At 62.4% G+C, this 25,479-nt stretch carries 23 protein-coding genes; 8 read left to right on the forward strand and 15 right to left on the reverse strand.

Translation table 11 applies throughout. The features are described from left to right. Nucleotides 1-20 precede the first annotated feature (20 nt). Nucleotides 21-641 (reverse strand): thermonuclease family protein, encoded by a 621-nt coding sequence (locus EOC83_RS06145; RefSeq protein ID WP_063167987.1) that lies wholly within the window; start codon nucleotides 639-641, stop codon nucleotides 21-23. A 75-nt stretch (nucleotides 642-716) separates the two neighbouring features. Here EOC83_RS06145 and EOC83_RS06150 point away from each other — a divergent pair, with 75 nt between their 5' ends. Next, nucleotides 717-2,237: a HAMP domain-containing sensor histidine kinase gene (locus EOC83_RS06150; RefSeq protein WP_063167986.1), complete on the forward strand. Its 1,521-nt coding sequence runs from the start codon at nucleotides 717-719 to the stop codon at nucleotides 2,235-2,237. 11 nt (nucleotides 2,238-2,248) lie between these two features. Here EOC83_RS06150 and EOC83_RS06155 read toward each other — a convergent pair whose 3' ends face one another. Next, nucleotides 2,249-3,244 carry a nicotinate-nucleotide--dimethylbenzimidazole phosphoribosyltransferase gene (locus EOC83_RS06155; protein WP_063170237.1) on the reverse strand — a complete coding sequence of 332 codons (996 nt, stop codon included), beginning with the start codon at nucleotides 3,242-3,244 and terminating at the stop codon, nucleotides 2,249-2,251. A 197-nt stretch (nucleotides 3,245-3,441) separates the two neighbouring features. Between EOC83_RS06155 and EOC83_RS06160 the strand changes: the two genes are divergently transcribed. Together EOC83_RS06160 and EOC83_RS06165 are read left to right on the forward strand one after the other, a co-directional pair. Beyond that, on the forward strand, nucleotides 3,442-3,675 hold the full coding sequence (locus tag EOC83_RS06160; protein ID WP_024503316.1) for a DUF1289 domain-containing protein: 234 nt from the start codon (nucleotides 3,442-3,444) through the stop codon (nucleotides 3,673-3,675). A gap of 7 nt (nucleotides 3,676-3,682) precedes the next feature. Further along, nucleotides 3,683-4,387, forward strand: coding sequence for a TIGR02281 family clan AA aspartic protease (locus EOC83_RS06165; protein ID WP_024503317.1), 705 nt, complete (start codon nucleotides 3,683-3,685; stop codon nucleotides 4,385-4,387). Between the two features lie 10 nt (nucleotides 4,388-4,397). On the opposite strand, the gene dusA is transcribed toward EOC83_RS06165, so the two are convergent. Together dusA and EOC83_RS06175 are read right to left on the reverse strand one after the other, a co-directional pair. Continuing rightward, nucleotides 4,398-5,396 carry a tRNA dihydrouridine(20/20a) synthase DusA gene (gene dusA / locus EOC83_RS06170; protein WP_063167985.1) on the reverse strand — a complete coding sequence of 333 codons (999 nt, stop codon included), beginning with the start codon at nucleotides 5,394-5,396 and terminating at the stop codon, nucleotides 4,398-4,400. A gap of 242 nt (nucleotides 5,397-5,638) precedes the next feature. Further along, complete coding sequence (locus tag EOC83_RS06175) at nucleotides 5,639-7,621, reverse strand: BTAD domain-containing putative transcriptional regulator (RefSeq protein WP_063167984.1); 1,983 nt, start codon at nucleotides 7,619-7,621, stop codon at nucleotides 5,639-5,641. A gap of 151 nt (nucleotides 7,622-7,772) precedes the next feature. On the opposite strand from EOC83_RS06175, the gene EOC83_RS06180 reads away from it, so the two are divergent. From EOC83_RS06180 to EOC83_RS06190, 3 genes are read left to right on the forward strand one after another with little or no spacing between them, the layout of a single operon-like run. Further along, complete coding sequence (locus EOC83_RS06180; RefSeq protein ID WP_063167983.1) at nucleotides 7,773-8,771, forward strand: DMT family transporter; 999 nt, start codon at nucleotides 7,773-7,775, stop codon at nucleotides 8,769-8,771. Between the two features lie 48 nt (nucleotides 8,772-8,819). Then, on the forward strand, nucleotides 8,820-9,521 hold the full coding sequence (locus EOC83_RS06185; RefSeq protein WP_127224125.1) for a hypothetical protein: 702 nt from the start codon (nucleotides 8,820-8,822) through the stop codon (nucleotides 9,519-9,521). 42 nt (nucleotides 9,522-9,563) lie between these two features. Then, nucleotides 9,564-10,370, forward strand: a complete 807-nt coding sequence (locus tag EOC83_RS06190; RefSeq protein WP_063170236.1) for a DUF1194 domain-containing protein — start codon at nucleotides 9,564-9,566, stop codon at nucleotides 10,368-10,370. 110 nt (nucleotides 10,371-10,480) lie between these two features. Here the strand turns inward: EOC83_RS06190 and EOC83_RS33175 are convergent, their stop codons facing one another. The 8 genes from EOC83_RS33175 to EOC83_RS06230 are packed head-to-tail and all read right to left on the reverse strand — an operon-like array spanning nucleotide 10,481 to nucleotide 19,054. Continuing rightward, nucleotides 10,481-11,020 carry a DUF982 domain-containing protein gene (locus EOC83_RS33175; protein ID WP_224619186.1) on the reverse strand — a complete coding sequence of 180 codons (540 nt, stop codon included), beginning with the start codon at nucleotides 11,018-11,020 and terminating at the stop codon, nucleotides 10,481-10,483. Beyond that, nucleotides 10,924-11,910 (reverse strand): dipeptide ABC transporter ATP-binding protein, encoded by a 987-nt coding sequence (locus tag EOC83_RS06200; protein WP_013531723.1) that lies wholly within the window; start codon nucleotides 11,908-11,910, stop codon nucleotides 10,924-10,926. The genes EOC83_RS33175 and EOC83_RS06200 overlap by 97 nt, the downstream gene beginning before the upstream one ends. An 8-nt stretch (nucleotides 11,911-11,918) precedes the next feature. After that, a complete protein-coding gene (locus tag EOC83_RS06205; protein ID WP_024503324.1) occupies nucleotides 11,919-12,878 on the reverse strand; it encodes an ABC transporter ATP-binding protein in 960 nt (319 codons plus the stop codon). Beyond that, nucleotides 12,875-13,846, reverse strand: coding sequence for an ABC transporter permease (locus EOC83_RS06210; protein ID WP_013531725.1), 972 nt, complete (start codon nucleotides 13,844-13,846; stop codon nucleotides 12,875-12,877). Before EOC83_RS06210 ends, EOC83_RS06205 begins: the two co-directional genes overlap by 4 nt. Continuing rightward, the gene (locus EOC83_RS06215; RefSeq protein ID WP_063167981.1) at nucleotides 13,846-14,862 is read right to left on the reverse strand and encodes an ABC transporter permease; all 1,017 of its coding nucleotides are present in this window, start codon (nucleotides 14,860-14,862) and stop codon (nucleotides 13,846-13,848) included. The genes EOC83_RS06210 and EOC83_RS06215 overlap by 1 nt, the downstream gene beginning before the upstream one ends. A gap of 39 nt (nucleotides 14,863-14,901) precedes the next feature. Further along, nucleotides 14,902-16,563, reverse strand: coding sequence for an ABC transporter substrate-binding protein (locus EOC83_RS06220; RefSeq protein WP_024503325.1), 1,662 nt, complete (start codon nucleotides 16,561-16,563; stop codon nucleotides 14,902-14,904). A gap of 18 nt (nucleotides 16,564-16,581) precedes the next feature. Continuing rightward, nucleotides 16,582-17,487, reverse strand: coding sequence for a proline iminopeptidase-family hydrolase (locus tag EOC83_RS06225; RefSeq protein WP_027161573.1), 906 nt, complete (start codon nucleotides 17,485-17,487; stop codon nucleotides 16,582-16,584). 52 nt (nucleotides 17,488-17,539) lie between these two features. Then, nucleotides 17,540-19,054 carry a leucyl aminopeptidase gene (locus EOC83_RS06230; protein WP_063167980.1) on the reverse strand — a complete coding sequence of 505 codons (1,515 nt, stop codon included), beginning with the start codon at nucleotides 19,052-19,054 and terminating at the stop codon, nucleotides 17,540-17,542. 247 nt (nucleotides 19,055-19,301) lie between these two features. Between EOC83_RS06230 and EOC83_RS06235 the strand changes: the two genes are divergently transcribed. Together EOC83_RS06235 and EOC83_RS06240 are read left to right on the forward strand one after the other, a co-directional pair. Then, nucleotides 19,302-20,204 carry a LysR substrate-binding domain-containing protein gene (locus EOC83_RS06235; protein ID WP_024503328.1) on the forward strand — a complete coding sequence of 301 codons (903 nt, stop codon included), beginning with the start codon at nucleotides 19,302-19,304 and terminating at the stop codon, nucleotides 20,202-20,204. 240 nt (nucleotides 20,205-20,444) lie between these two features. Continuing rightward, nucleotides 20,445-21,902: an NCS1 family nucleobase:cation symporter-1 gene (locus EOC83_RS06240; RefSeq protein WP_024503329.1), complete on the forward strand. Its 1,458-nt coding sequence runs from the start codon at nucleotides 20,445-20,447 to the stop codon at nucleotides 21,900-21,902. A 38-nt stretch (nucleotides 21,903-21,940) separates the two neighbouring features. Here EOC83_RS06240 and EOC83_RS06245 read toward each other — a convergent pair whose 3' ends face one another. The 3 genes from EOC83_RS06245 to EOC83_RS06255 form a co-directional block, all read right to left on the reverse strand. Next, entirely contained in the window at nucleotides 21,941-22,477 is a 537-nt protein-coding gene (locus EOC83_RS06245) for a DUF1697 domain-containing protein (RefSeq protein ID WP_013531732.1), read from the reverse strand. An 11-nt stretch (nucleotides 22,478-22,488) separates the two neighbouring features. Further along, complete coding sequence (locus EOC83_RS06250) at nucleotides 22,489-24,126, reverse strand: CTP synthase (protein ID WP_013531733.1); 1,638 nt, start codon at nucleotides 24,124-24,126, stop codon at nucleotides 22,489-22,491. Between the two features lie 137 nt (nucleotides 24,127-24,263). Further along, nucleotides 24,264-25,391, reverse strand: coding sequence for a L,D-transpeptidase (locus EOC83_RS06255; RefSeq protein WP_013531734.1), 1,128 nt, complete (start codon nucleotides 25,389-25,391; stop codon nucleotides 24,264-24,266). Nucleotides 25,392-25,479: the final 88 nt, after the last annotated feature.

A 25,479-nucleotide genomic window follows, 5' to 3' on the forward strand; every position in this document is an offset into this window, starting at 1 on the left:
TTCCAGTTCCAGGATGCGCATCACCAGAAGCGAAAAATCTCGCGCACGGCATCGCCGATCGACGCCAGTGTGCCGTGCTTCTTCTCGACGACTTCGCCGTGATGGCTGTCTCGCCAATTCTGCGGCTGATCGAACGTTCCCGCCCAGATGCCGGCCTTTGCCGCGCGGGCGATGGCTTCCTCGCTCTCGAAGTCGCCATAGGCAACCGCCCAGCCCGCCTCGACCTGCGCGCGGTTGAGATCCTTGCCGCCGGCGGTGCAGTCGCCGAGCAGCCGGCCATAACGATCACGCTGCCAGCCGGTACAAGAGACGGGCTTGCCGGCGATCAGGCGAACGAGCGACTGACGCGCAAGCGTGCCGCAGGAATAGTCCGCGCCGTTCTTGCGGCAGGTCTGCGTATATTCCGGAGCATCGATGCCGCGCATGCGGATACGCTCGGTGCCAAGCGTGATCGAATCGCCGTCGTTGATGATTGCCACGCCTTGCGTCTTGCGTGTCTCCACCCGGTCGAGGCGGGCCGCCAGCAGGATCAGCAGTCCGAGGATGATGACGGCAAGCCCGTAATCCACCAGCCGGCGCCACAGGCTTCTGGGGCGCGCAACGTATCGCCGGCGCGGCCTCGGCGACCATGAACGGCTCATATGGCAAACGGTTGGTTAATCATTCGAACGTAGCTTAACACTTGGAAACCGCTGCTCGCATAAATTGAAGTTTTGATGCCCTTGCAACGCTCGAACACAGCGGACAAGTTCATTGTGGACCGCAGGAAACGCCATCGCAACAGCGATGTCGCGCGCGCGGTGCGCAAGACGCGTGACCGTCTTTCGCAGCAGGCCGGCAATCCCGATTTCGATCGCGAACTGCTGAAGCTGCATGCCCGAGCGATGACAAGCGGCGCCATCGCCATCCCGCTTCTCGTGCTGGCGATTGCCGCGGGTGGCCGGCTGGCCGGAATCGGCAATGAGATCGGGCTTTGGGCGCTGTTCACGCTAACCTGCTACACTATCGTTGCCGTCATGGCGCGGCGCATCGAGCGCACTGAAGCTTCCGAGCTCAACCCTTTGCAAGCACGGCGGGAATTCCTGATCGGCCATTTCCTGTGCGGTCTCGGCTGGGCTTGGTTCGTGTGGCTTGGCTGCAGCGTCTGCGAGGTCGATCCGTTCCACATCGTCAAGGCCGTGGTGCTGTTGTTCGCCATGGCGGCGACCGCGGTGATGACCTCGTCTCTGCGGGGCGCGCTGCTGGCGACCTTTGCCGTTCCCGTGGCGCTCTACGCCTATGCCGGCGCCAAGCTATGGATGCCGGTCGAGGCGATCATGGCCGCGCTGCTGGTCGTGTCGCTGCCGTTTTTCGCCTATGTGGCCCGTCATCTGAACCACTCGTCCCTGATGATGCTGTCGTTCCGCTCCGAAAAGGATGCGCTGATCGCCGAACTGGAGACGGCGAAATCGATGTCGGACGAAGCGCGGCGGCGGGCCGAGGACGCTAATCTGGCGAAATCGCGGTTCCTCGCCTCGATGAGCCACGAATTGCGCACGCCGCTCAACGCCATTCTCGGTTTTTCCGAGGTGATGTCGAACGAGGTGCTGGGACCGATGAGCAATCCCACCTATCGTGACTACGCCCATGACGTGCACGAATCCGGCCAGCATCTGCTCGACCTGATCAACGAGATTCTCGACCTGTCACGCATCGAGGCCGGCCGCTACCAGCTCAATGAAGAGCCGGTGATGCTGCTTGGTATCGTCGAGGACTGCTGTCACATGATGGAGTTGAGAGCGCGCAACAAGGATATCCGTGTCGTCCAGGATTTCGAGCACGAGCTGCCTCGGCTGTTCGCCGATGAACGGGCCGTGCGGCAGATCACGCTCAACCTTCTGTCGAACGCGATAAAATTCACCGCCACCGGCGGCGAAATCCGCGTCCGTGTCGGTTGGACGGCGGGCGGCGGACAATACATTTCGATCAAGGACAATGGCCCGGGCATACCGGAAGATGAGATCCCGATCGTGCTTTCCGCCTTCGGCCAGGGCTCCATCGCCATCAAGAGCGCCGAGCAAGGCACCGGGCTTGGCCTGCCGATCGTGCAAGGGCTGCTCGCAATGCATGGCGGCGAGTTCGAACTTCATTCCAAGCTGCGCGAAGGCACCGAGGCGATCGCCATCTTCCCGCTGAGCCGGGTGATGGAGGAATTGCCAGCATTGCCGACCGCGGCGGTGGCGGCTCGACGGCGGTAATACCTCAAGCCCTAACCGCGTACCGCCGCAGCCATGCCCGAACTGGTCAGCGCGGCGGCCTTGACCAGACCCGCTGCAAGGGCGGCCCCTGCCCCTTCGCCATGGCTGATGCCCAGATCAAGCAACGGGCGCAAGCCGAGCCGTTGGGCGGCGCGTGCATGCGCGGGTTCCGGCGACAGGCTGGCCAGCAGGCAATGGTCGAGCGCGGCGGGATTGACGCCATGCAGTACCGCTGCGGCTGCCGTCGCCGCCAATCCGTCGAGCAGCACCGGGATCTTCTGCATCCGCGCGGCCAGAATGGCACCGGCGATCGCCGCGAATTCCCGGCCGCCGACCCGGCGCAGCGCCTCGAGCGGGTCGCCGAGATGGCCGCCATGAAAAGCCAGCGCCGCATCGACCACGTCCGCCTTGCGTGCCTGCATCGCCGTATCGGCGCCTGACCCCGGGCCGGCCCAGTCGGCGCCCCCGCCCCCGAACAGCGCCGCAAACAGGGTGGCGGCGACGGTGGAGTTGCCGACGCCGAGATCGCCGAGACACAAAAGATCGGTGCCGCCGGCGATCGCTTCCATGCCGAAGGCCATGGTGGCGGCACAGCCACGCTCGTCAAGCGCGGCCTCTTCGGTGATGTCGGCGGTCGGGATGTGCAGGGCAAGATCGAAAACCTTAAGCCCGAGATCGTAGGCAATGCAGATCTGGTTGATCGCGGCACCTCCGGCGGCGCAAAGTTCGACCGCGTTGGCGGTCGCCGCCACCGGCCGTGGCGAAATGCCGTGGCGCGTGACGCCGTGATTGCCGGCAAAGACCGCCATCAGCGGTCTTGTCACCGCGGGCGGAGCCCGCCCGCTCCAGGCGGCCAGCCAGGCGGCGATGTCCTCGATGCGGCCAAGCGAATTGCCCGGTTCGGCCTTGGCAAACAGCGTGCGCACGCGGGTCTCGGCTGCCGTGTCGGCCGCCGGCAGATTGGCCAACAGGTTGCGAAAATCGTCGAAAGGCAGTGCGCTGGTCATCTTGTTATCGATCATTCCCTGGATTTGGTAAGCGGCATAGCCGCCTTGCGGGGTTGGCACAACCTCTGGGATGATGGGCCTGCATTTGCCGCAAAGCCGGCCCCGAAGGGCGCAATCGCGAGGGCTTGCATTGGCTTTGCCGTTGCACCATGTGGAGGTGGAACAAGGGATTGCGGATGGAAGCCCAAGAGAAAGTCATGACGGCCATCGAATCCCCGTGCATCCTGGTCTGTTCGATCGACATGAAAACCGGCTTCTGTTTCGGGTGCGGCCGCACGCGCGAGGAAATCGGCGCCTGGATCGGGATGACGCCGGAAACGCGCCGCAGCGTCATGGCTGAATTGCCGGCCCGGCTGGAAACGGTCGAGCGCCGGCCGCGCCGGGAAACGCGCCGCACCCGCATGGCGCGCGAACGCGACGCGCTGTCGTGAGGTGCGGATGAGCCGGTTGTTCTGGATATTGATGGCCGCGATCGGGGTGGGAGCAGTCCTGCTCATGCTCAACGATTCCGCCGGCAGCACCCTCGGCGTGGAGAACAACGATTTCAGCCGGCTGATCTGGCTCGGCGCCTTTGGCGCCCTTATCGGCGCCGGCCTGCTTCGCTCGGGCCGACCCCTGGGCGCCATGGCCCGCAACTTAGGCGCCTGGGCGGCCATCGCGCTCGCGCTGATCGCCGGCTATCAGTACCGCTATGAGCTGCAGGATGTCGCCAGCCGGGTGACCGCGGGCCTTGTTCCCGGCAGTCCGCTTGCGCTTGGCGTCGAGGACGGCCACGCCACGGTGACGCTCGACAAGGCGGACAACGGCCATTTCGAAGCGCGCATCCTGGTCAACGGCAACCCGGTCCGGGCCGTGGTGGATACCGGCGCGACCAGCACCGTGCTGACGTCCGAAGACGCACAAGCCGCCGGATTCAATCCAGCGGCGCTCAACTACACCATACCGGTTTCGACCGCCAACGGCATGGCACGCGCCGCGGCCGTGAAAACCGATCAGATTGCGATCGGCGGCATCACGCGCAGGGATATGTCGGTGATGATCGCCGCACCCGGCATGCTCAGCCAGAGCCTGCTCGGCATGAACTTCATCGGTTCATTGTCGGGTTTTGACGTGCGCGGCGACCGCATGATCCTCAGGGACTGATCCCTGAATCTCAAGCCGCTTCGGCTGCCGCTCCGCCGAGCTCGACGGCCGCGAAAGCCGCCTTCAGCACGTCCGGGCCGGCGCCGGGTTTTGTCGCGTCGGTGGACAGGATCTGCCGGTAGCGGCGCGCGCCGGGCAAGCCATGGAACAGTCCGACCATGTGGCGGGTGACATGTCCAAGCCGCCCACCCAGCTCGATATGACGTGCCGCATAGTCCGCCATTGTATCGATCAGCGCGGCGAAATCGAACGGCTCGGACTGGACGCCGTAGAAAGCGGCATCGACGCCAGCCAGAATGCCGGGTGTGTGGTAGGCGGCGCGGCCAAGCATGGCGCCATCGACATGGTCGAGATGCGCCAACGCCTCTTCGATCGTCTGAATGCCGCCATTGATGCCAATGAATTCGTTAGGTTTTCTAGCCTTCAACCGATAAACTCTGTTGTAATCGAGCGGCGGGATGTCACGGTTTTCCTTGGGGCTCAGCCCTTCCAGCCACGCCTTGCGCGCATGCACCCACAATGCGTCGGCGCCGGCGTCGAAAACCCCATCCGCCAGCGCATCGAGGGCCGGCTCCGGATCCTGCTCGTCGACGCCGATGCGGCATTTGACGGTCACGGGAATTGTCACCGCCGCCTTCATCGCCGCGACACAGCCGGCAACGAGGTCCGGCACCTTCATCAGGCAGGCGCCGAACGTGCCCGACTGGACGCGGTCTGACGGACAGCCGACATTGAGGTTGATCTCGTCATAGCCAAAGGCCTCGCCGATGCGCGCCGCCTCGGCAAGTTTTTCGCGATCCGAGCCGCCGAGCTGCAGCGCGACCGGATGTTCTGACGCATCGAAGCCGAGCAGACGCTCGCGTGCGCCATGGATGACGGCGTCGGCCACCACCATCTCGGTGTAAAGCAGCGCATGGCTCGTCAGCTGACGGTGGAAGAACCGGCAATGCCGGTCCGTCCAGTCCATCATGGGCGCTATGGCTACCCTTAACCTTTGATAATCTTGCATGTTTCGTAACTTCAACAGGTTGGATCGCGTCGTACGGGCTCTATCACGCGCCATGATAGGCCCAAGCCGCAAATCGGCGGATGACTGGCCGGCGCCACGGCGTGGGGCGTCGAATACCTCAATCGCAGGGTAGCGTATAGGTCGACCTGGCCGGAATTGCCAACGCGTCGTCTGCTTTCGATGCCTGGGCGGAGGACGGAACCCTCCAGCTTCGTATGACGGTGTCTGCGCCAACGATGTGGCTAGGAACTGGGAAGGCCAGCCCTCGACAGCATCTCAAGGAACCGGGAATGATGATGATCCTTTACATAGCGCGGCACAAAGCCAGGGCAGACGTTGCTCAGATTGAGATGCGGAAGTTGTGACAGGCAATGGTGGATGGCCCGGGACGCTTCTTCGTTATTTCCGGTGGCCGATGCGGTCGCGGCCCAATAAAGGGCGCCGCGAACGAAGCCAGGCTTTGTCCTGACTACTTTGCGGGCGGCTTCGAGCGCCCGCTGGTTGTCTCCGCCAGCGAAGAGCGCCACAACCAGGCCGTGGTGGCGCCAGAAGTCGATGACATCGTGCGTTCCGAGCCGGATTGCTTCGTTGGCCTCACGCACCGCTTCGTCGACCTGTCCGCGCAACGCAAAGAGCATCGAAATATCGCCGTGGCCAGTTGGGTAGCTTGGGTTGAGGCTGATCGCGTGGCGGCATTCGGCGATCGCCTCGTCGATGCGACCGCAACTTTCGAGAGCGAACGACAGAATACATCGGGCAATTTCATCGTCCGGTACCGCCCGTACTGCGGCTTCCGCAAGCTCGACCGCACGCTCGATCACCCCACGCCCCCGAGGCAGCGCACCAAACGCCACGCCCATGGATATCACGATCGAGAGCGTCCGCTTTGCACGGGCATTGTCGGGACCTATCGAGAAGGCCCTCTCGGCAAGCTCTATCCCGACCAAAAGTGAGTCCCGAGTCATCTCAAAATATTTCATGAGGGCTTCGTTCACCAGCCTGCGCACTTCAGGGATCCCTGGCGGGCTTTTGTCTCGAACCTTCCAGTTGGTCAGTTGAAGTTCGAGGATCACGGCAAGAACAACAGATTGTGCGATCCTGTCCTGGAATTCGAGCGCGTTCTCGGAGTGGCCGTCGAACTTCTGGGCCCAGACGTGGTGGCCGCCGGCGGCATCGACGAGCTGGACATTCACCCTCAACCCATTGCCGGATCTCTGGACGCTGCCGCTGAGCATATATCGCGCCCGGAGTATCCCTGGTGTCTTGGCTTCTTCGCCTGGGCCGCTCTTCTCGGACGGAAGCGCGGCGAGCACGACATAGTCGGCCACTCCGGAGAGGGCTGTCGTGATGTCCTGGACAAGTCCCTTGGCGAAAAAGTCGTCGCCTTGCTTTCCGGTCAGATTAACGAAGTCGGCAACGCTGATGGACGGACGCCCAAGGCGCTGGCTGGACGGAACACCATTTGTCGACTGCACATTTGAAGCGTCGTCGGCGGCAAGCAACAGAGATTGCCAAAGCGCCCGCGTTTCAGGGCCGGCTTCGACGCCGAACTCCTTCTTCAGCATGCTTCTGCAAGCTTCGTATGTCCTGATTGCCCTGTCGCGTTGGCCACATGCGAGCAGCAATTCCATCTTGAGCCGATAGGATTCTTCCCGTGTCGGTTCCATGGTCAGAATACGATCGGCCAGGATCAGCCCGGCATCGGGGTCGACGAGACGGGCCAGTTTTTCGAAGGACTCAAGCGCGCGGCCGAGCAGCCTGTCGCGTTCCGATGTGATCCAGTCATCGAACGCATTGCTTCCCAGATAAAGCCCGTCGAGGAAGGGCCCGGTGTAGTTCGCCAAGGCCTTCGCCAGCTCCTGGGCGGAACGGGCCGAGAGACCCGTTTCGAACTTCTCCACGTCGACTTGAACCAGCTCTGGCCTCAGGGCGATCAACTCACCGCTGGAATGGATGAGATCCACCCCCTCTCGCGCCAGATCCTGGCGCAGGACACTGAGGGCCTGCCGAAGGCTGTTGCGCGAATGTTCAGCGTCGCTGTCGCCCCATAGGAGGTCAGCCAGCCTCTCCCGCGTCGCCGCCATGCCCGGACACCGGGCCAGATAGGCGATGATTGCCGGCCCTCGTTTCCCGGTCAGCCGAAGCGGGCCGGCCGTTTCATTTTCAATCCGGAAACCGCCGAAGAGTGAGATTCTATTTGCAGCGCCGCTGTCCTCACTTTGCATTTGCTATCCCAGCCTGACGAAATCCTAACTCAAAACTAACGCTTCGCAACAGTCGGCCTTCGCGCTCAAGCGCTGCCGTAACGGCAGGCTGTTTAGGCTTTGCTAAATTAAGGCGACCAAGTCAACGAAAGGCTTGGTTCGAGGGGGGCGCGTGTCCAGGACAAGAGCCAATTTGCTGCTGCTGTTTGCAGCCGCTTTGTGGGGCTTCGGCAATGTCTCGCAAAAGATGGTGCTTGTGCATCTCGACGCGCTGAGTGCTGTGGGTCTGCGATGCCTGATCGGCGGGCTGCTTGTGCTGCCCTTTGTCTTCATGGAGAAGCGGCTTCCGCTCGGGCCGGACTATTTTTCCAGCTTGGCCAAGGTGGGCGCGCTGTTTGCCATCTCCATCACGCTCCAGCAGCTTTGCTATCTCGGGGCCTCCGTCACCAATGCGAGCTTCCTGGTAAGCACGGCAACGGTAATGACACCGCTGGCCGCCTGGTTTCTCGTAGGCGAACGTCCGACAGCGAGTCTTACAATCGCCGCCGGATTGACCCTTGTTGGAGCCCTGCTGTTGTCGGATGGGATAGCCGGGTTCAGCAGTGGCGATCTTACCGCTGTCCTCTCGGCTGCCTGCTATGCGCTCTGGGCAGTCGAGCTGGGCCGGCACATGCAGGTGCATGCGCGGCCGTTCACCGCTGCCGCGACACAGTTCTTCGGCGCCGCAGCCTTCGCCCTGCCGCTCGGTGCAATGCAAGGCAATCTGTCGCTGGCCGCCGCATCCGCAGCCGGCCCGGAACTGGCCATCCTCGGCGTGTTCTCCACTGCGATTGCCTTCGGCATACAGACGGTTGCCCTCCGCTTTACGCCGGCCAGCCACGCCGCCGTGATCGTCAGCGCAGAAAGCGTTTTCGGGGCGCTGGGCGCGGCAATCTTTCTCGGCGAGCGGAGCTCGTCCGCGAGCGTCTTGGGTGCCGGCATCATCCTGGGTGCGATCCTGTCCGTTGCAATGTCGAACCGAGCGCTGCAGGCACGCACGTCCTTGCGAACCGCTTCGGTTCAATCCTTCGACGCGGCCCCTGCCTTTGCAACTGCGTCCGCAAATCGGGCGGGCGATCGTCATCCCAACAATTCAGGTCCAGTGGAGGAATGTGATGGCCCTTGCCGGTGATGCGAAACGTATTCCAGACCCGGCCGGACTTGTCGCGGGGGCGCAGTGATGGATGCGCGGACAATCCTTCTTCCGGTCGCACATTTGGTATCGGCGCTTCGCGCCCGCATGAAGGGACCGGGTGGCTACTACAACAGCGGCAATGCGCTCGGCCTCATTGTCGGTCTGGCGATCCAGATTGCCACCGCGCCGGTCGGCTTGCATGAGGGAAGCAGCGTCACCATGGCGGTGATCGAATATTTCGCTGGCAGCCATGGCACTGTTGCGCTGACCTTGACCACCCTGGTCTTCTTCTGGGGCGGCGAGGCCTATCACCGGGCCTGGGCAAGGCCGGATGCTCCCGATCCCGCCCTCAACCGTCTAGGCGACTTCCTGTCGGGCCTGGGTGCGATCGGGCTCGGCATTGCCCTGTTGCTGCTCGGCGATCCATTGCTTGCGGCGACCTCCGGCCTGCTGCATGCGCTGGGCAAATTCGGCAGCACCTTCCACAGGCCCGGCACGCCAATTCCGATCTGGCCGGCCGCTTGGCCCGATCCGTTCCGCAGTGCGGTGCTCGCCAGCCGGTTGCCGGCAATGCTGGCGACGACAGTGGCCCTCGCCCGCGCTTTGCCTGAGGTCTGGTGGAGCGGCTCCTTCGCGGCCCTCGCCATGCCACTGACCTTGCTCGGCTGTTATCTCTTGTGGACCAAGGCCGATCTGCTGCTCTTCGGCGTGGGCACCAAGGCCACCCGCCAGATTTCCACATGTTGAACCCGCTTTTTGAAACGACCGGATGTCGAGATGGAGAATGACATGTTTGGCAGTGTGTATCATCAGGACGCCGGCCCCCCATCCTTTCGCAAACTGGTGCGGGCGACAGGCTGGGGCAGTCTCCTGACGCCGGCCGGTTCAATCTCGAGAGTGACAGGAATACTTGCAGCTTCGCTGTTTTGGGGGGCCTCGGCCCATGCCGCGAACGTTGACGTCGCCATCGTGTTCGCGGTCGACTTTTCGTCATCCATCGATCCGAAGATCGCCGATATGCAACGCGAGGGACATGCCGCGGCACTCACCTCGCCAGAGATCATCGCCGCCATCAGCCGGAATTATATTGGTTGCATCGGCGTTGCCTATTTTGAGTGGTCGAGCCCCGGACACGCGCGCGTCGTGCTGCCGTGGACAAGCATCTGCGGACTGGAAGATGCCGAAGCGGCGGCTGCGGTGATCAGCAGGAAAGGCGATACCGGCTTCATCCGCAGAGGGCGTGGCGGAACATCCGTCTCCTCGGCTATCGACATCGGCAGTCTCCTGCTCGACCAGTTCCCGGGAAAGGCCGCAAAGAAAGTCATCGATATCTCCTCCAATGGCGAGAACAACGACGGGCTTCCCGTCCAGCCGAGCAGGTCGAACGCCATAGCCAAGGGATATACGATCAATGCCATCGCCATCCCGACGGAGGATGAGAATCCCGACCAACCTCTGGCATCCTATTTTGCCAAATCGGTCATTGGCGGTTCCCAGGCCTTCGTCATGACGCCGAAGGGGCCAGACGACTACACCATGGCGCTTCGCCGCAAGCTCGTGACTGAAGTAAGCATGAACGACGACCGTCCGCTGTGAAAGTGCGCCATGTAGGACGAACTTTCGAGGCCCCATCCCGGAGCGCATTGCACAACGAGATCCCCGCGCCGCTGCAGCGCGAGACCTTGTAGGACCGTCAGGACAACAGCCTATCGCCGCAATGCGTGCACGCTTGCCTTGCCTTCGCCGCCTACCGGCAAAGCCATGTCATCGTCGAGAAGGCGCGTGATGCGGGCAAAGCCGGTGAACGCTTTCCTTGCTTCCTCGGCCGACATCTGGCCCGACAAGGCGGCCGAGCAACAGTTCAGCGCGCACTGATAAACCGGACCGCGCCGTCCCGTTGGCCATTTCCGCAAGAACATCATGGCTTCGGCAACACTATCGATTTCTTCCGCAGGGTGTCCTTGCCCGCGCGAAATCCGCACGGGCGAAAAGAAATGCAATTGATCCATCGTTTCCTCCCGGTCGACCGCAATGCGCTCGATCGAACCCCACCAAACGCACCAACAGCCGGTTGGTTCCAGCCAAAAAATGGAATTTTTTGAGAAATCTGTCAGGCGAAGGCGATCACCTGTGCGGTGGTGAGTGTCGCCTACATCGTCGGAAAGTGGCAGGCGACTTTGCGACCGGGTCGGTATTCCCGCAACTGCGGCCGCTCCGAACGGCAGCGCTCCGCCGCGATCGGGCATCGGGGATGGAAACGGCAGCCGGTTGGAGGGTTCAGAGGGCTCGGTACGTCGCCGGTGAGGATGATGCGCTTGCGCGTCCCGCTGGGCGTCGTCTCCACGATAGGAACCGCCGAGATCAGCGCCTGGCTATAGGGATGGGCCGGTGCTGCAAACACTTCTTCCGCCGGCCCTTCTTCGACGATCGAGCCGAGATACATGACCGCTATGCGGGTTGAAACCTGACGTACCACCGACAGGTCGTGGGCGATGAAGATGTAAGTGAGATTGAGCTTCTCCTGCAGATCGGCAAGCAGGTTGACGATTTGCGCCTGCACCGACACGTCGAGCGCGGAGACGGGTTCGTCCAGGACCACGAGGTCCGGGTTCAATGCAATAGCCCGCGCGATGCCGACGCGCTGGCGTTGCCCGCCGGAAAATTCGTGCGGAAACCGCATGACGTGATCCGGCAGCAGGCCGACAAGGTCGAACAGTTCCGCCACGCGTCTGGTGATCTCGCTCGACGAGAGCCTGCCATGGATGCGCAGCGGCTCGGCCACCAGGTCGCCGACGCGCCGGCGCGGATTGAGCGATGCCGACGGATCCTGGAAAACCATTTGCAAGCGGCGCCGGAGCGGCCTGAGTTCGGACAGCGACTTCGAGGTGATATCGTTGCCTTCGAACAAAAGCTCGCCGTCCGATATGTCGTAGAGCCTCACCAGGCAGCGCGCCAGCGTGGACTTGCCGCATCCGGATTCGCCGACCAGGCCGACCGTCTCGCCGCGCCACACGGTCAGGGAAACATTGTCGACCGCATGAACGGTTCGCTTGCCTTCGGCGGAAAAACGGCTGCCGATCGAAAAGCGCTTGCCCAGCGAACGCGTCTCGATAATGGGGCGATTCTTGTCGGTCATCGATCCGCTCATGCCTGTGCCACCCTGAAGCACGCCGCGGCATGAGTGCCGCTCCCGAGGTCGGGTTTGCCGGCCTCGCAGGGCTCATAGTGAACCGGGCACCGCGGACCGAACGCACAGCCCTGCGGCAATCGCAGCAATGACGGCGGCGAACCGGGAATGGCCGGCAGGCGGCGTGGTTTTTCGCCGGTCAGCGGCGGGATCGAACCGAGCAGCGCGCGCGTATAGGGGTGTCGCGGATCGGAAAACAGCTCCGCGCGACTGCCGCGCTCCACCACGCGGCCGGCATACATGACCATGACCCGGTCGGCGAGTTCGGAGACCACGCCCATGTCATGCGTGATGAAGACCACCGCCGACTTGTGCGTCGCGCGCAGCTTGCGCACCAGATCGAGAATGCCGGCCTGTACGGTGACGTCGAGCGCCGTGGTCGGTTCGTCAGCCACCAGCAACGCCGGATTGCAGGACAAAGCCATTGCGATCACCGCCCGTTGACGCATGCCGCCGGACAGTTGGTGCGGGTAGCGCGACATCGCCTCGTGCGGGTTCGGAAAATTCACCTCGGCCAGCAATTCCTCCACGCGCTCCATCGCCTTGGACTTGCTGATGTTGCGATGCGCGCGGATCTGTTCGGCGATCTGCCAGCCGATCGTGTAGACAGGCGTCAACGCGGTCATCGGATCCTGGAAGATCATCGCGATCTCGTTGCCGCGCAGCCGCCTCAGTTCGCGCGCGGGCAGTCCCACCAGTTCGCGGCCCTTGTAACGGATCGAGCCTTCGATGGTGGCGTTGGGATCGGTGATCAGACCCATGACGGCCAGCAGCGACACGGTCTTGCCGGAACCGGACTCACCGACGACGCCGAGGATCTCGCTCTCCTCGAGGTCGAAGGAAACGCCATCGATGGCCCGCACCAGGCCATCATTTGTGCGGAAGGATACTTTGAGGTCGCGCACCGACAGTATCATGATGTCCTCAGGCGCGGATCGAGAAGGATGTAGACGAAATCGACCACCGCATTGGCAACAACCACGAACATCGAAGCGTACATCACCGTTGCCATGATCATCGGCAGATCGAGATTCTGCAGCGCGTCATAAGTGAGCTTGCCGATGCCGTGCAGCCCGAACACCACCTCCGTCAGCAGGGCCGAGCCTCCGACCAGCGCACCGAAATCCAGGCCGAACAAGGTGACGAAGGCGATGAGCGACGTGCGCAAGGCATGGCGCAGCAGGATGCGGGTCTCCGACAGGCCCTTGGCCCGGGCCGTACGGATATAGTCCTCCTGCAGGGATTCGATGATCGCCGCGCGCAGCACGCGCCCATAAATGCCGATGTAGAGAATGGACAGCGTGATCCACGGAATGACCAGGGTCAGGAACCAGCCCTTTGGATCGTCGGAGAAGTTCTTGTAGCCGAGCGGCGGCACCCAGGAGAACGCCCAGCTGTCGTGGTAGCGGCTCTGGGTGATCAGGTTCATCACCTCGCCCAACCAGTACACCGGCATCGAAATACCGAGCAGCCCTAGCGCCATCAGCAGCTTATCCAGCCAGCTGCCGCGCGTGGCGGCGGCGGCGATGCCGATGATGATGGAGACGACCACCCACAGGATCGCCGCTCCGAACACCAGCGAGAGCGTGACCGGGATCGAATCCATGACCGCCGGCACCACCTTCCAGCCACGATTGACGAAGGAGGTCAGATCGCCGGTGACGAAGATCTTCTCCATCATCGTCACATATTGCACGTAGAGCGGCCGGTCGAAGCCGAAGCTGTGGCGTACCGCCTCCAGCACTTCGGGCGATGCATTGCGGCCGGCGATGCGCGCCGCCGGATCGGAGCCCGGCGTTGCGAAGAAAATCAGGAAGACGATGACCGAGATGCCGAACATCACGAACAGCATCTGGCCGAACCGGCGCAGGATTGCGTAGATCATCAGTCGCGCCCCAGCCGAACCTTGGAGCGCGGGTCGAGCGCGTCGCGCAGACCGTCGCCGAAGACATTGAGCGCCATGACGGAAACCGCGATCGCCAGGCCCGGCACCAGCGCCACCAGTGGCCTGGTGTAGAGCAGCGCCTGTCCGTCCTGGATGATGGTGCCCCAGCTCGCGGCCGGCGGCTGCACGCCGATCGAAAGGAAGGAAAGGGCTGATTCCGTAAGCATGTTCAGCGCCATCATCAGCGGCACGAAGACGATCAGCGTCGTGGTGACGTTGGGCAGGATGTCGCGCCACAGGATGCGCCACCCCGGCACGCCCAGATTGATCGCGGCGAGCACGAATTCGCTTTTGCGCAGTGCCAGAACCTGCCCGCGTATCGGACGAGCCACATAGGGCACGTAGACGATACCGATGATGATGACAGGCAGCCACAGACTGCCGGACTCGATCTGGATCGGTCCTATCGTGATGCCATGCGCGATGGTGACGATGGAGAGCGAAATCGCCAGCAGATAAATGGGGAACGCCCACAGTATGTCGAGGAAGCGCGACAGCACCGTGTCGGTGACGCCGCCGAAATAGCCGGCGATCAATCCCGCCGCCGTGCCCAGGATCAGGGTGAAGATGGTTGCTGCTCCGGAGATCAGCAACGAGCTCAGCCCGCCATAGAGCATCCTGGCCATGACATCGCGCCCCTGGCTGTCGGCGCCGAGGAAATAATTGCCCAGCCGCCAGGTCGGGCCGAGCGGTGTGTAGCCAAGCCCGAGCCCCTCCGTCGATTGTTCCATCACCGGAACGTCGGCACCGTCGATCTGGATGACGGCGTCGAGCGTCGAGGCGAAGGGGTCCACGCCTGCCCATTTCGCATAAAGAGGCGCACTGAGGCAGGCAAGGACGATGAGGAGGAACACGGCCAGCGACGCCATGGCGGCCCTGTCCCTTGCCAGCTTCGCAAACGCGACGGCCCAGGGCCCTCGCGTCTTGCGCGGCGCGGCGACAGCTACGTTCGACACGGACGTGCCCCTCCGCGGTTCGTTACTGCACCCAGGCCATTATTGTACCCAGGATTGGGTGATCATCCAGTTGAACTGCCTGTTGAACTTGAAATTGCCAAGACGTTTGCTGACGAAGTCTAGCCGCTTCGGCGTAAAGAGGCCGACCGCAGGTGCCTTGTCGGTGACTTGCCTGTCGATTTCAGCCCACATTTTATCGGCGGCTTTCTGATCGGTGACGCCGAGGTCCAATGCCTTTTGCATCTTGGCGTCGATTTCCTTGTCGCAGAAGCCGGCGATGTTGATCGAGGCGTCCGAACCTTCGCGGAAGGAGGCGCAGCTGAACAGGATGTTCAGGAAGTCCGAAGCCGCCGGATAGTCCTTGTACCACTGGGTGACGGACATCTGCACCTTGTTGTTGGTGTTCTGGATGTAGGTGAACTGGATGTTCGACGAGATCGGCTTGACGTCGGCGACATAGCCGATGCTGGTCAGCACGCTCTGCAGATAGACGCCGATGGAGCGCGAAATGGCGGTGTCCTCGACGATGATCGTCACCTTCTGGCCCTTGGTGCCGGAGTCCTCAACGAGCTGCTTTGCCTTGTCGAGATCAGGAGCCGACCATTTGGCGCCCGGGTTCTTGGTGAAGGGACAATAGTCTTCATGCCCGGGGAAGTCCGGAGGCAGGACCTGGCAGACCGGCGAGGCCAGCACCTTGCCGCCGAACAGCTTGACCAGCGTGTTGCGATCGATCGCATAGGCAACGGCCTGGCGGGCTTTTTCGTTGTCGAAGGGTGCGAGACGGTTGTTCAGCGGCGCGTACCACCAAGCCGAAAGCGGCGAGATGTGCAGCTGGTCCATGGACTTGCTGCCCAGTTCGCCCAGGCGGTCGCTCGGCAGAGCGTCGAACATCCAGTCCGCTTCGCCGTTCTGGATCGCGGTGACGGCTGCCTCTTCGGACAGGCCGAAATCATATTGGACGACATCCGGATAGCCGTCCGGCTGGGCTTCTTCGCTCCACTGCTTGAAATTGGGGTTGCGGGAAACCGTCATGCCCTTGTTCGGGTCGAAGGCGGAGATCATGTACGCGCCGGTGCTGGGAATGGGCTTGGAACCCATGTCTTCAGCGGGCGTGTCCGCCGGCAGGACCACGGCATGCGGCAAGGCAAGCTTGTAGAGCAGCTCGGCATCCGGCTTGGTGATGTTGATGGTGATGGTGCCGGCCGCTTCGTCGCCGACAACGCCGCCTTCCAGCGTGCAGCTCTTGGTGTCGGCCAGGCATTTGTCCGCCCCGACGATGCCGGCATAGAACGTGCCGGAGGTGGGTCCGGAAACCTTGAAGATGCGCTGGAAAGAAGCGACGACGTCCTTCACGCCAAGATCCTGGCCGCTGGAGAACTTGATGCCCTTGCGCAGCTTGAAGGTGAAGGTCTTGCCGTCATTGCTGACCTGCGGCAGGGCCTCGGCCAGATCGGGGACGATGGTGAAACCGTCCATGCCCTCGGCCTTGCGGAAGGCCACCAGGCCGTCATAGATCGGCTGGTACATCTGCCAGCCCTGGTCCGTGTAATTGATGTGCGGATCGAGCGTTCCGGCCGCGGAGCGGGCCAGCAGGCGGATGGTGCCGCCTCGGTGCTCCTTGAGATATTCGGCCTGTGCCGGGGCCAGCCATGTACCGGCCAGCAATGCCGCGGCTGTTGCCGCCAGAAGCAGTTTCTTCATGTCTTGATTCCCCTTTTTTCAGTTATCGTTGTGGTCCAGGAAGTCTCCCACCACCCGCATGCACGCATCTTGCTCTTCGACATGCGGCATGTGGCTGGAATGCTCGAATATCTCCCAGCGAGACCCCTTGATGCCGTCCTTGTAGGGCTGCACGGTCGCGGGCGTGGCCTCGTCGTGACGTCCGGAGATGATCAGTGTGGGAACATCGATGGCCGGCAGGCGCTCGACGATGCTCCAGTTCCTCAGCGTTCCGATGACATGGAACTCGTTTGGCCCATTCATCAGATTATAGACGGTCGGATTGCGCACGACCTGGGCGAAACTTTCCGTGACTTCGGGCGGGAAAGGCACGACCCGGCAGACATGCCGCTCGTAGAACACCATCGTCGCAGCCTGGTAAGCCGCATCGTCCGTCGTGCCGGCCTGTTCGTGTCGGGTCAGGGTCTCCTGCACATCCGCGGGCAGATCCGCACGCAACCGGTTGGCCTCTTCGACCCACAGTTTCATGGACGCCGGTGAGTTGGCTATGGTCAGCGATTTCAGGCCTTGCGGCCGCGTCACGGCATATTCGGCGCCCAGCATACCGCCCCAGCTCTGGCCGAGCACGTGGAAGCCTGTCCGAATGCCGAGGTGGTCGACGAGGTTTTCAAGCTCGTCGATGAACAGCCCAGGTGTCCAGAAATCGGCGCCTTTCTCAGGCAGCAAGGTGGAATTGCCGCAGCCCAACTGGTCGTAGTGGATGACGGCGCGATCCCTTCGCGCAAGAAGCTTGTAGGCATCGACATAGTTGTGAGCGACGCCCGGGCCGCCATGCAGGATCACCACAGGCGCCTTTTCGCCGCCGAGTTCGCCACTGACCCGATACCAGGTCTCGTAGGCGCCAAAAGCGGCCCGTCCTTCCATGCCGATGATCTCAGATGACATCCCAATTCCCAGTGCGATTGAAGGTACTTTTATCGTCCGCGGCGGCAGGCGCCTAACTCATGTTACGGGTGACCTGCACCCACTCTTCCAGCATCTGCACGCCAAATGCCGTGGCACCTTGCCTGCCGAGCGGCCGATCGGTGTCGGTCAGTTCCTTGCTGGCGATGTCGAGATGCACCCAGGGGCGATCTTCCGTGAAATGGCGCAGGAAGGCTGCGGCATAGGGAGCATCGCCATCTTCCATATCCTTGGCATGATGCCGCAGGTCCGCGAACGGCGATTGCAGGCCCTCGTCGTAGGCCCGATCGAGCGGCAGCCGCCAGAACCGCTCGCCGACCGTTTCTCCGGCCGCGATCATCTGTGACGCGATGGCATCGTCGGTGCTGAACAGGCCGGCGAATATCGACCCCAACCCACGCGTCACCGAATAGGTCAGCGTTGCCAGATCGACGATCACTAAAGGGTTGAAGCGCGTGGCTGCATAGTGGAGGCAGTCGGCCAGAAGCAGGCGTCCCTCCGCATCCGTGTCGAACACTTCCACTGTCTGTCCGGACGCCGTCGTGATGATGTCGCGCGGTTTGAGCGCCGTGCCGGATGGCATGTTCTCCGCAATGCCGAGAACACCGACAACGTGTACCGGGCTGCCTTGCCGGGCGAGTGCGATCAGCAGGCCGACCACAGCGGCCGCTCCGCCCATGTCGGCTTTCATGTCGAACATCTGCGCTCCGCCCTTGATGCAGAGGCCGCCCGAATCGAAGCAGACGCCCTTGCCGACGAAAGCGAGTGGTTGGGCGGGAGCACCCTTGCCCCGGTAGCGCAGGACAGCGACCCGCGGCGGGCGCGCCGAGCCCGATCCGACAGCAAGAAGCGCGTTCATGCCGAGCTCCTTCAGTTGCGCGGCATCAAGCATTTCGATGTCGATGCCGGCTTCACGCAGGGGCTCAAGATGATCGTGGAAATTGTCTGGATGGAGATGGTTCGGCGGCAGGTTGACCAAGGTGCGTGCATATTCGACGCCGTCGGCGATGGCATTGATCCGCGCCAGCGCCGCTGTCAGATCCGGGCCGCGAGCCCCTACCAGTTTCACCCGCAAGGTTCTATCCGCTCCCGCCCCTTGCCGCCGGTTGCGCATATCGAAACGATAGCGGCGTAGCCGCATGCCAAGCGCGACACGCGCCAGGATTTCGGCGCCGGGCAGGTCAACGCCGGCGATCGGGTCCAGGACCAGGGTGGGCGCGCATTCCCCCTTGCCCTCGAGATGCGCGGCAAGCAGACCGCCGGCGCGCGCCAGTGATAGGGTGGTTACGGCTTCAGCTTTGCCCAGGGCCAGGACGACCACGCGCTTGGTCGATACGGACTGCGGGGCAATAAGATCGATGCAGGTGCCGGATTCGATCAAGGCGGCCGGGTCGGAGCAGGCGCGCGAGAGAATCCCGCCCATCTCGGCATCCAAGGCGGCTGCCCGCGGGCCGAAGCCTGTTTGGGCAGTTTGCAAGATCACGACGACGGAGGCTTCCGAGGAAATCTCGTCCGCGGTCTCGAAAACCGGCGCTGGCGATTGAGGCATAGGCTGGCGCTCTCTCCGATTGCGGCAATACCAGCCGGGTAGCGAGCAACGCTTCGCTCACCCCGGTGGAGACTGGTCAAGCCGGTCTCCGCCGTTCGTGGTATAATGCCGGTCCCCAAATAGTCGCTTTCTTGAGACGACTTAATTGCTCTTGTCATCTGGGTATCCCCTAACAGGGCAGGCGATCAAACGCGAATTCTGCCCATGTCGATTGACAAAAACTCAACTCACAATTCATGATCGGCCAATGGCCCTTCCCTCACTCAATGGCATGCGCGCTTTCGAGGCCGCCGCTCGCCTTGGCAGCGTCAAGGACGCGGCGGAAGAACTGCATCTGACACCCTCGGCTGTCAGCCGGCACATCCGCGCGCTTGAACGAAATCTTGGCCAGGACCTGTTCGAACGCGGTTTTCGCCAGATAACGCCAACCATAAGGGGCTCCTACTATGCGCGCAGCCTCTCGGAGGCGTTCGAAGCGATCTGGCGCGCCACCGATGACGTCAGCCTCTCCGAGGGGTCGCGCCACGGCAAGATCCAACGTGTTCGGGTCTTGTGCGTGCCCACCGTTCTGAACCTTTGGCTGGCGGACCGGTTGCCGAACTTTCGCCGGTTGCATCCGTCGGTGGATCTGGAGATCTCCACTTCAGGCAAGCGCGCCAACTTCGATTTGGCCATTGTCGACGAGTTCGTCTACAAGGCCGGCCCGGCTCTGACGCTGCTGATCCCGCTGCTTTTGACGCCGGTCTGTGCGCCTTCGCTTCTGGAGGGGCCTGTGCCGCTGCGATCGCCGGCCGATCTGGTCAATCATCATCTGATCCATGAATGCGAAACCATGAGATGGAAGCGTTGGCTGGAGCAGGAAGGCGTTCTGGAAACGACGCCAAAATCCAGCACAACACTGGATGATTGCACCTTGATCATGCGCGAAGCGATCAATGGCGCCGGAATAGCGCTTGCGGACACGATGATGGCGCAAGATTTTCTGCAGCAAGGCAAGCTGGTCGCGCCGTTCCGTGCCCGCCACACCTATCCGGCCGGCATTTACCTGCATCAGCGTCGCAGCATCGGCAACAAGCCAGGCACCGGTCTGTTTCAGGATTGGCTGCTCGCCGAAGTCGCGGACCACAAGCAGGTGATGGCAATCGCTTAGATGCCCCCCAACCGAAAATGTCGGGAGCCACCGCTTCAGATTGGAATCCCCGCGTCGAACCTCGACTCATCCGTGGTCCAGCGATGACCCACCATCGCCTTGCATCGATAATCGCAGTTCTCATTGAATATCTTTAAGGCCAAAGCCGGCAAATAGGTTGCTTGTCGGTTCCCCTGCGGCAGGCTTAACCTGCACGCGGCCAACGCGTGAGGGCGCGTGCTGCAAAAGGGGAACATTGCCATGACGATACAGGGTGCTTCACCTGATCTGTACAACGAGGATTTGGCTCCGGCCAAAGTTCGAAACTGGGGACCATTCTCGATCTTCAACGTCTGGACGTCGGACGTCCACAGCCTTTGGGGCTACTATCTTGCCGCCAGTCTGTTCCTGTTCTGCGGCGGCTTCGTCAATTTCATCATCGCCATAGGCATCGGCTCGCTGATCATCTACGCGCTGATGAACATGGTCGGCTATGCCGGCGTGAAGACGGGCGTGCCCTACCCCGTGCTTGCCCGCGCCTCTTTCGGCATCTGGGGCGCCAACATACCGGCGCTGGTGCGCGCCGTCGTCGCCTGCTTCTGGTACGGCGCGCAGACTGCCGCCGCCTCGGGCGCGATCGTGGCGCTGCTGATCCGCACGCAATGGTTCGCCGATTTCAACGCCAGCACGCACTTCCTCGGTCATACCGGCCTGGAGGTGATCTGCTTCGTGGTCATCTGGGGGCTGCAATTGCTGATCATCCAGAACGGCATGGAAACGGTCCGCCGCTTCCAGGACTGGGCCGGCCCCGCGGTGTGGGTGATGATGCTGATCCTGGCGATCTATCTCTGTGTCAAATCCGGGAGATTTGCCTTCACCAGCGACATCCCGATGGACGTGCTGCTGGACAAGACGAAGGATGCGGGCGTGCCCGGCACGCCTGGCTCCTGGACCTCGCTGTTTGCGGTGGCCGCGATCTGGGTCACCTATTTCTCGGCGCTCTATCTCAATTTCTGCGATTTCGCCCGTTACGCGCCTGACAAGGCATCGCTGCGCAAGGGCAACATCTGGGGCCTGCCGATCAACCTGATCCTGTTTTCTCTGGTGGCCGGCGTCACCACCATTGCCGCCTTTGACGTCTATGGCGAGGTGCTGCTGCATCCCGACCAGATATCGGCGAAATTCGACAGCTGGTTCCTGGCAGCCCTTGCTGCCCTGACCTTTGCAGTTGCGACGCTTGGCATCAACGTCGTGGCGAACTTCGTCTCGCCGGCCTTCGACTTCTCCAATGTCTTTCCCAGGCAGATCGACTTCAAGAAGGGCGGCTATATCGCGGCCGTGATCGCCCTGCTGCTCTATCCCTTCGCGCCATGGGAAGGCAGTGCGGCTTCCTTCGTCAACATCATCGGCGCGACGATGGGGCCGATCTTCGGGGTGATGATGGTCGACTACTACCTGATCCGGAAGGGTGAGGTCGACGTCGAGGCGCTTTATCGCGAAGATGGCGAATTCCGCTTCCAGGGCGGCTGGCACGTCAACGCCTTCATCGCCGCCGGCATCGGCGCCATCTTCTCGTCGATCCTGCCCAACTTCACCAACTGGCTGCCGTCCTGGTGGGGTGTCTATGGCTGGTTCTTCGGCGTGGCGATCGCCGGCATCATCTACTACGTGCTGCGCACCGCCGCTTTGGGCGCCGGCGCCAGGACCGCGAAGGCCTGACAAGGTGAATTTTGGGGCGGCGAGAGCCGCCCCAAAACCTACCCGAGCATCTCGGCCAATCTGCGCACCGTGTTCCAGTTGCGCGACGTGCCCGTGCCCATGCGCTTGTGATTCATCGCCGCAAGCAGCCGCGAGCTTGGCCTCTCGCGCGAAAAGACGACCCAGATGTCGCCGCCGACCGAAGTCACTTTTTCATCCTCGCCGGCATAGGCCTGGAGCCCCGTCACGGCCTCCACGGGCGCAGGCTTGCGCATCACCCGTACGGCCACCTGATCGCCTGCTTTGGCCGAATCGGCCGGGAACGGATTGCCGGCGGCAAGCTTCAGCCAGTCCTTGGCACCACGCACGATGATGTCGACATGGCGGCCGAAGGTTTTTTCGAAGGCTGCCTCCAGCCGCTGTTCAAGGTCGGCAATATCAGTTGCCGGCGCCTCGAAGACCAGATTTCCGGTCGCCACCAGGGTGCGCGGGTTCTTCAGCCCGAGATCTTCCGCCATGGCCTTGAGATCGGCCATGACGACCCGGCGGCCCTCGCCCAGAATGATGCTGTAAAGCAGCGCGACATAGGTCTGCATGGCCGACCGGCCTACACCAGCCGGCTCTGCTCCACCGCTGCCTCGATGAAACTGGCGAACAGCGGATGCGGGTCGAGCGGCCGGCTTTTCAGTTCCGGATGATACTGCACGCCGATGAACCAGGGATGGTCCGGGTATTCGACCGTTTCCGGCAGCACGCCGTCGGGCGACATGCCGGCGAACACCAGGCCGCAATCCTCAAGCCGCTCCTTGTAGTCGACATTGACCTCGTAGCGGTGGCGATGGCGCTCGGAAATCTGAGTGTCGCCGTAGATCTCGGCGATCTTGGAGCCCTTGGCGAGCTCGGCCTGATAGGCGCCGAGCCGCATCGTGCCGCCGAGATCGCCGGTTTCGCGGCGCTTCTCCAGCATGTTGCCTTTCAGCCATTCGGTCATCAGGCCGACGACCGGTTCCTCGGTCGGACCAAACTCGGTCGAAGACGCATGCTCGACGCCGGCCAGCGACCGCGCCGCCTCGATGCAGGCCATCTGCATGCCGAAGCAGATGCCGAAATACGGCACTTTTCGCTCACGCGCGAACTTCGCCGCCAGGATTTTGCCTTCCGAGCCGCGCTCCCCAAAGCCGCCGGGAACCAGGATGCCATGCACCTTTTCCAGCCACGGCGTCGGATCCTCCTTTTCGAAGATCTCCGATTCGATCCAGTCGAGCTTGACCTTGACGTGATTGGCCAGGCCGCCATGCGACAGCGCCTCGATCAGCGATTTGTAGGCGTCCTTGAGGCCGGTATATTTGCCGACAACGGCGATGGTCACCTCGCCTTCCGGATTGTGGATGCGGTTGGACACCGCCTGCCACGGCTCCATACGCGGCTTCGGCGCCGGATCGATGCCGAAGGCGGCCAGGACTTCCGAATCGAGCCCTTCCTTGTGATAGGCCATCGGCACGTCGTAGATATGCGGCACGTCGAGCGCCTGGATCACGGCGCTTTCGCGCACATTGCAGAACAGCGACAGTTTTCTGCGCTCTTCCTTGGGGATAGCGCGGTCGGCGCGGACCAGCAGGATGTCGGGCGCGATGCCGATGCCGCGCAGTTCCTTGACCGAATGCTGAGTCGGCTTGGTCTTCAGCTCACCGGCCGTCGGGATATAGGGCATCAGCGTCAGATGCACGTAGACGGCATTGTTGCGCGGCAAGTCGTTGCCGAGCTGGCGTATAGCCTCCAGGAACGGCATCGCCTCGATGTCGCCGACCGTGCCGCCGATCTCGCACAGCACGAAATCATAGTCGTCATTGCCGTTGAGGACGAAATTCTTGATCTCGTCGGTGACGTGGGGGATGACCTGCACGGTGGCGCCGAGATAGTCGCCGCGCCGCTCGCGCTCGATGATGTTCTTGTAGATGCGGCCGGTGGTGATGTTGTCCTGCTGGTTGGCGGAGCGGCCTGTGAAGCGCTCGTAATGGCCAAGATCAAGATCGGTTTCCGCACCATCGTCGGTGACGAAAACCTCGCCATGCTGGTACGGCGACATCGTCCCCGGATCGACATTGAGATAGGGATCGAGTTTTTTGATGCGTGCGCGATAGCCTCGCGCCTGCAGGAGAGCCCCAAGGGCCGCTGCGGCAATGCCTTTTCCAAGTGAGGAAACCACGCCGCCTGTGATGAATACATATCGCGCCATGGGAGTCATCGCTTAACGCGGCCGGATTGATTCCGCCAGAGAAAAAACCACCGCGAAGGTTTTTTCCCAAGAAGGCGCTCGGATCGTGAACAGGGCAAAACAAAAGGGCCGGCTGAGCCGGCCCTTTCGGCAGGATGACGAAAACGTCAGATGATGACGACCTTGGTGCCAACCCTGACGCGGCTGTAGAGATCCATGACGTGCTCGTTGATCATGCGGAAGCAGCCATTAGAGGCGCTGGTTCCGATCGACTGCGGCGCGATGGTGCCGTGGATGCGCAGATGCGTGTCCTTCTTGCCGTCATAGAGATAGATGGCGCGGGCGCCGAGCGGATTCTGGCCACCGCCAGGCATGCCGTCCTTATACTGGCCGTAATGCTTCGGCTCGCGCTTCTGCATGTCCAGCGTCGGGATCCAGCGCGGCCATTCCTGCTTGTCACCGACCGCGACCGTGCCCTTGAACTGCAGGCCCTCGCGACCGACCGCAATGGCGTAGCGCCGCGCGGTGGAAGATGATTCGACGAGGTAGAGGCGCCGCGCGCTGGTGTCGATGACGATGGTGCCGGCATCGTAACCAGTGAATTCCACGTCCTGCGGCACGAATTCCGGCTTCACCTTGAACTGCTTCTTGGCCTCCCTCTTGGCGAGAGCCTGATCGAGAGCCCGCGTCTCGGGAAGATAGCTTATCGAGGAGCCGGACGACGTCCCGCCGAAAAGGCCGGCGAACAGGCCGCCGCCGCTCGGCTTCTTCTGGCCGATGACTTCGCTGCGCAGTTCGCCATTGTTGCCGGTCAGGGCGACGTTCATGGCCTCCGCCGGAAGCGGCTCGGCCGACTGGATCGGCGCTATCGGTTCGATAGGCTCGATGATCTTGGCAGCCTGCTTCTTGGCCGGCTTGGCATCGGCCACCTCGGTTGCCGGCGCGCTCTTGCCCTTCTTGGCAAGGAACGCCTGCCGTTCCGCGTCGGCCTTGGCCTTTGCCGCCTCGCGCATTGCCAGCTTCCTGGCTTCGAGCGCCTTGGCTTTGGCGGCTTCCTTGTCGGCAACGATCTTGGCCTCGATCTTCTTGATCTGGGCGAGGTCGTCGGGCGTCGGGTTTTTCTTCTTCTTGAGAAGCTTCAATTGCGACGCATCACTCTTGACGGCGACGTTGATGGCAGAAGTTGTTTCAGCCGAAGGCTGTGCGGCCATATTGGCCGGAACGCCTGCGAAAGCGGGGGAACTCACGCCGAGTGCGGCGCAAAGTCCCAGGAAAATGAAGCTGCGAAGCTGCATGGCGAAGATCCGATCGTTCTATGCTTGTTGCCACGGCGTCGCCCAGCGCCCCCCAAGGGCGCCGGAAATGCCGCGTGCAATCTATAGT

The sequence above is a fragment of the Mesorhizobium sp. Primo-A genome, assembly GCF_003997175.1.
In the GTDB taxonomy this organism is placed as follows: domain Bacteria; phylum Pseudomonadota; class Alphaproteobacteria; order Rhizobiales; family Rhizobiaceae; genus Mesorhizobium; species Mesorhizobium ciceri.

What these genes read in the sequence shown, in the direction of transcription:
- EOC83_RS06145 (WP_063167987.1), bottom strand. Translation starts at nt 641, where the DNA reads ATGAGCCGTTCATGGTCGCCGAGGCCGCGCCGGCGATACGTTGCGCGC.
- EOC83_RS06150 (WP_063167986.1), top strand. Translation starts at nt 717, where the DNA reads ATGCCCTTGCAACGCTCGAACACAGCGGACAAGTTCATTGTGGACCGC.
- EOC83_RS06155 (WP_063170237.1), bottom strand. Translation starts at nt 3,244, where the DNA reads ATGACCAGCGCACTGCCTTTCGACGATTTTCGCAACCTGTTGGCCAAT.
- EOC83_RS06160 (WP_024503316.1), top strand. Translation starts at nt 3,442, where the DNA reads ATGACGGCCATCGAATCCCCGTGCATCCTGGTCTGTTCGATCGACATG.
- EOC83_RS06165 (WP_024503317.1), top strand. Translation starts at nt 3,683, where the DNA reads ATGAGCCGGTTGTTCTGGATATTGATGGCCGCGATCGGGGTGGGAGCA.
- dusA (WP_063167985.1), bottom strand. Translation starts at nt 5,396, where the DNA reads ATGCAAGATTATCAAAGGTTAAGGGTAGCCATAGCGCCCATGATGGAC.
- EOC83_RS06175 (WP_063167984.1), bottom strand. Translation starts at nt 7,621, where the DNA reads ATGCAAAGTGAGGACAGCGGCGCTGCAAATAGAATCTCACTCTTCGGC.
- EOC83_RS06185 (WP_127224125.1), top strand. Translation starts at nt 8,820, where the DNA reads ATGGATGCGCGGACAATCCTTCTTCCGGTCGCACATTTGGTATCGGCG.
- EOC83_RS06190 (WP_063170236.1), top strand. Translation starts at nt 9,564, where the DNA reads ATGTTTGGCAGTGTGTATCATCAGGACGCCGGCCCCCCATCCTTTCGC.
- EOC83_RS33175 (WP_224619186.1), bottom strand. Translation starts at nt 11,020, where the DNA reads ATGCCCGATCGCGGCGGAGCGCTGCCGTTCGGAGCGGCCGCAGTTGCG.
- EOC83_RS06200 (WP_013531723.1), bottom strand. Translation starts at nt 11,910, where the DNA reads ATGACCGACAAGAATCGCCCCATTATCGAGACGCGTTCGCTGGGCAAG.
- EOC83_RS06205 (WP_024503324.1), bottom strand. Translation starts at nt 12,878, where the DNA reads ATGATACTGTCGGTGCGCGACCTCAAAGTATCCTTCCGCACAAATGAT.
- EOC83_RS06210 (WP_013531725.1), bottom strand. Translation starts at nt 13,846, where the DNA reads ATGATCTACGCAATCCTGCGCCGGTTCGGCCAGATGCTGTTCGTGATG.
- EOC83_RS06220 (WP_024503325.1), bottom strand. Translation starts at nt 16,563, where the DNA reads ATGAAGAAACTGCTTCTGGCGGCAACAGCCGCGGCATTGCTGGCCGGT.
- EOC83_RS06225 (WP_027161573.1), bottom strand. Translation starts at nt 17,487, where the DNA reads ATGTCATCTGAGATCATCGGCATGGAAGGACGGGCCGCTTTTGGCGCC.
- EOC83_RS06230 (WP_063167980.1), bottom strand. Translation starts at nt 19,054, where the DNA reads ATGCCTCAATCGCCAGCGCCGGTTTTCGAGACCGCGGACGAGATTTCC.
- EOC83_RS06235 (WP_024503328.1), top strand. Translation starts at nt 19,302, where the DNA reads ATGGCCCTTCCCTCACTCAATGGCATGCGCGCTTTCGAGGCCGCCGCT.
- EOC83_RS06240 (WP_024503329.1), top strand. Translation starts at nt 20,445, where the DNA reads ATGACGATACAGGGTGCTTCACCTGATCTGTACAACGAGGATTTGGCT.
- EOC83_RS06245 (WP_013531732.1), bottom strand. Translation starts at nt 22,477, where the DNA reads ATGCAGACCTATGTCGCGCTGCTTTACAGCATCATTCTGGGCGAGGGC.
- EOC83_RS06250 (WP_013531733.1), bottom strand. Translation starts at nt 24,126, where the DNA reads ATGACTCCCATGGCGCGATATGTATTCATCACAGGCGGCGTGGTTTCC.
- EOC83_RS06255 (WP_013531734.1), bottom strand. Translation starts at nt 25,391, where the DNA reads ATGCAGCTTCGCAGCTTCATTTTCCTGGGACTTTGCGCCGCACTCGGC.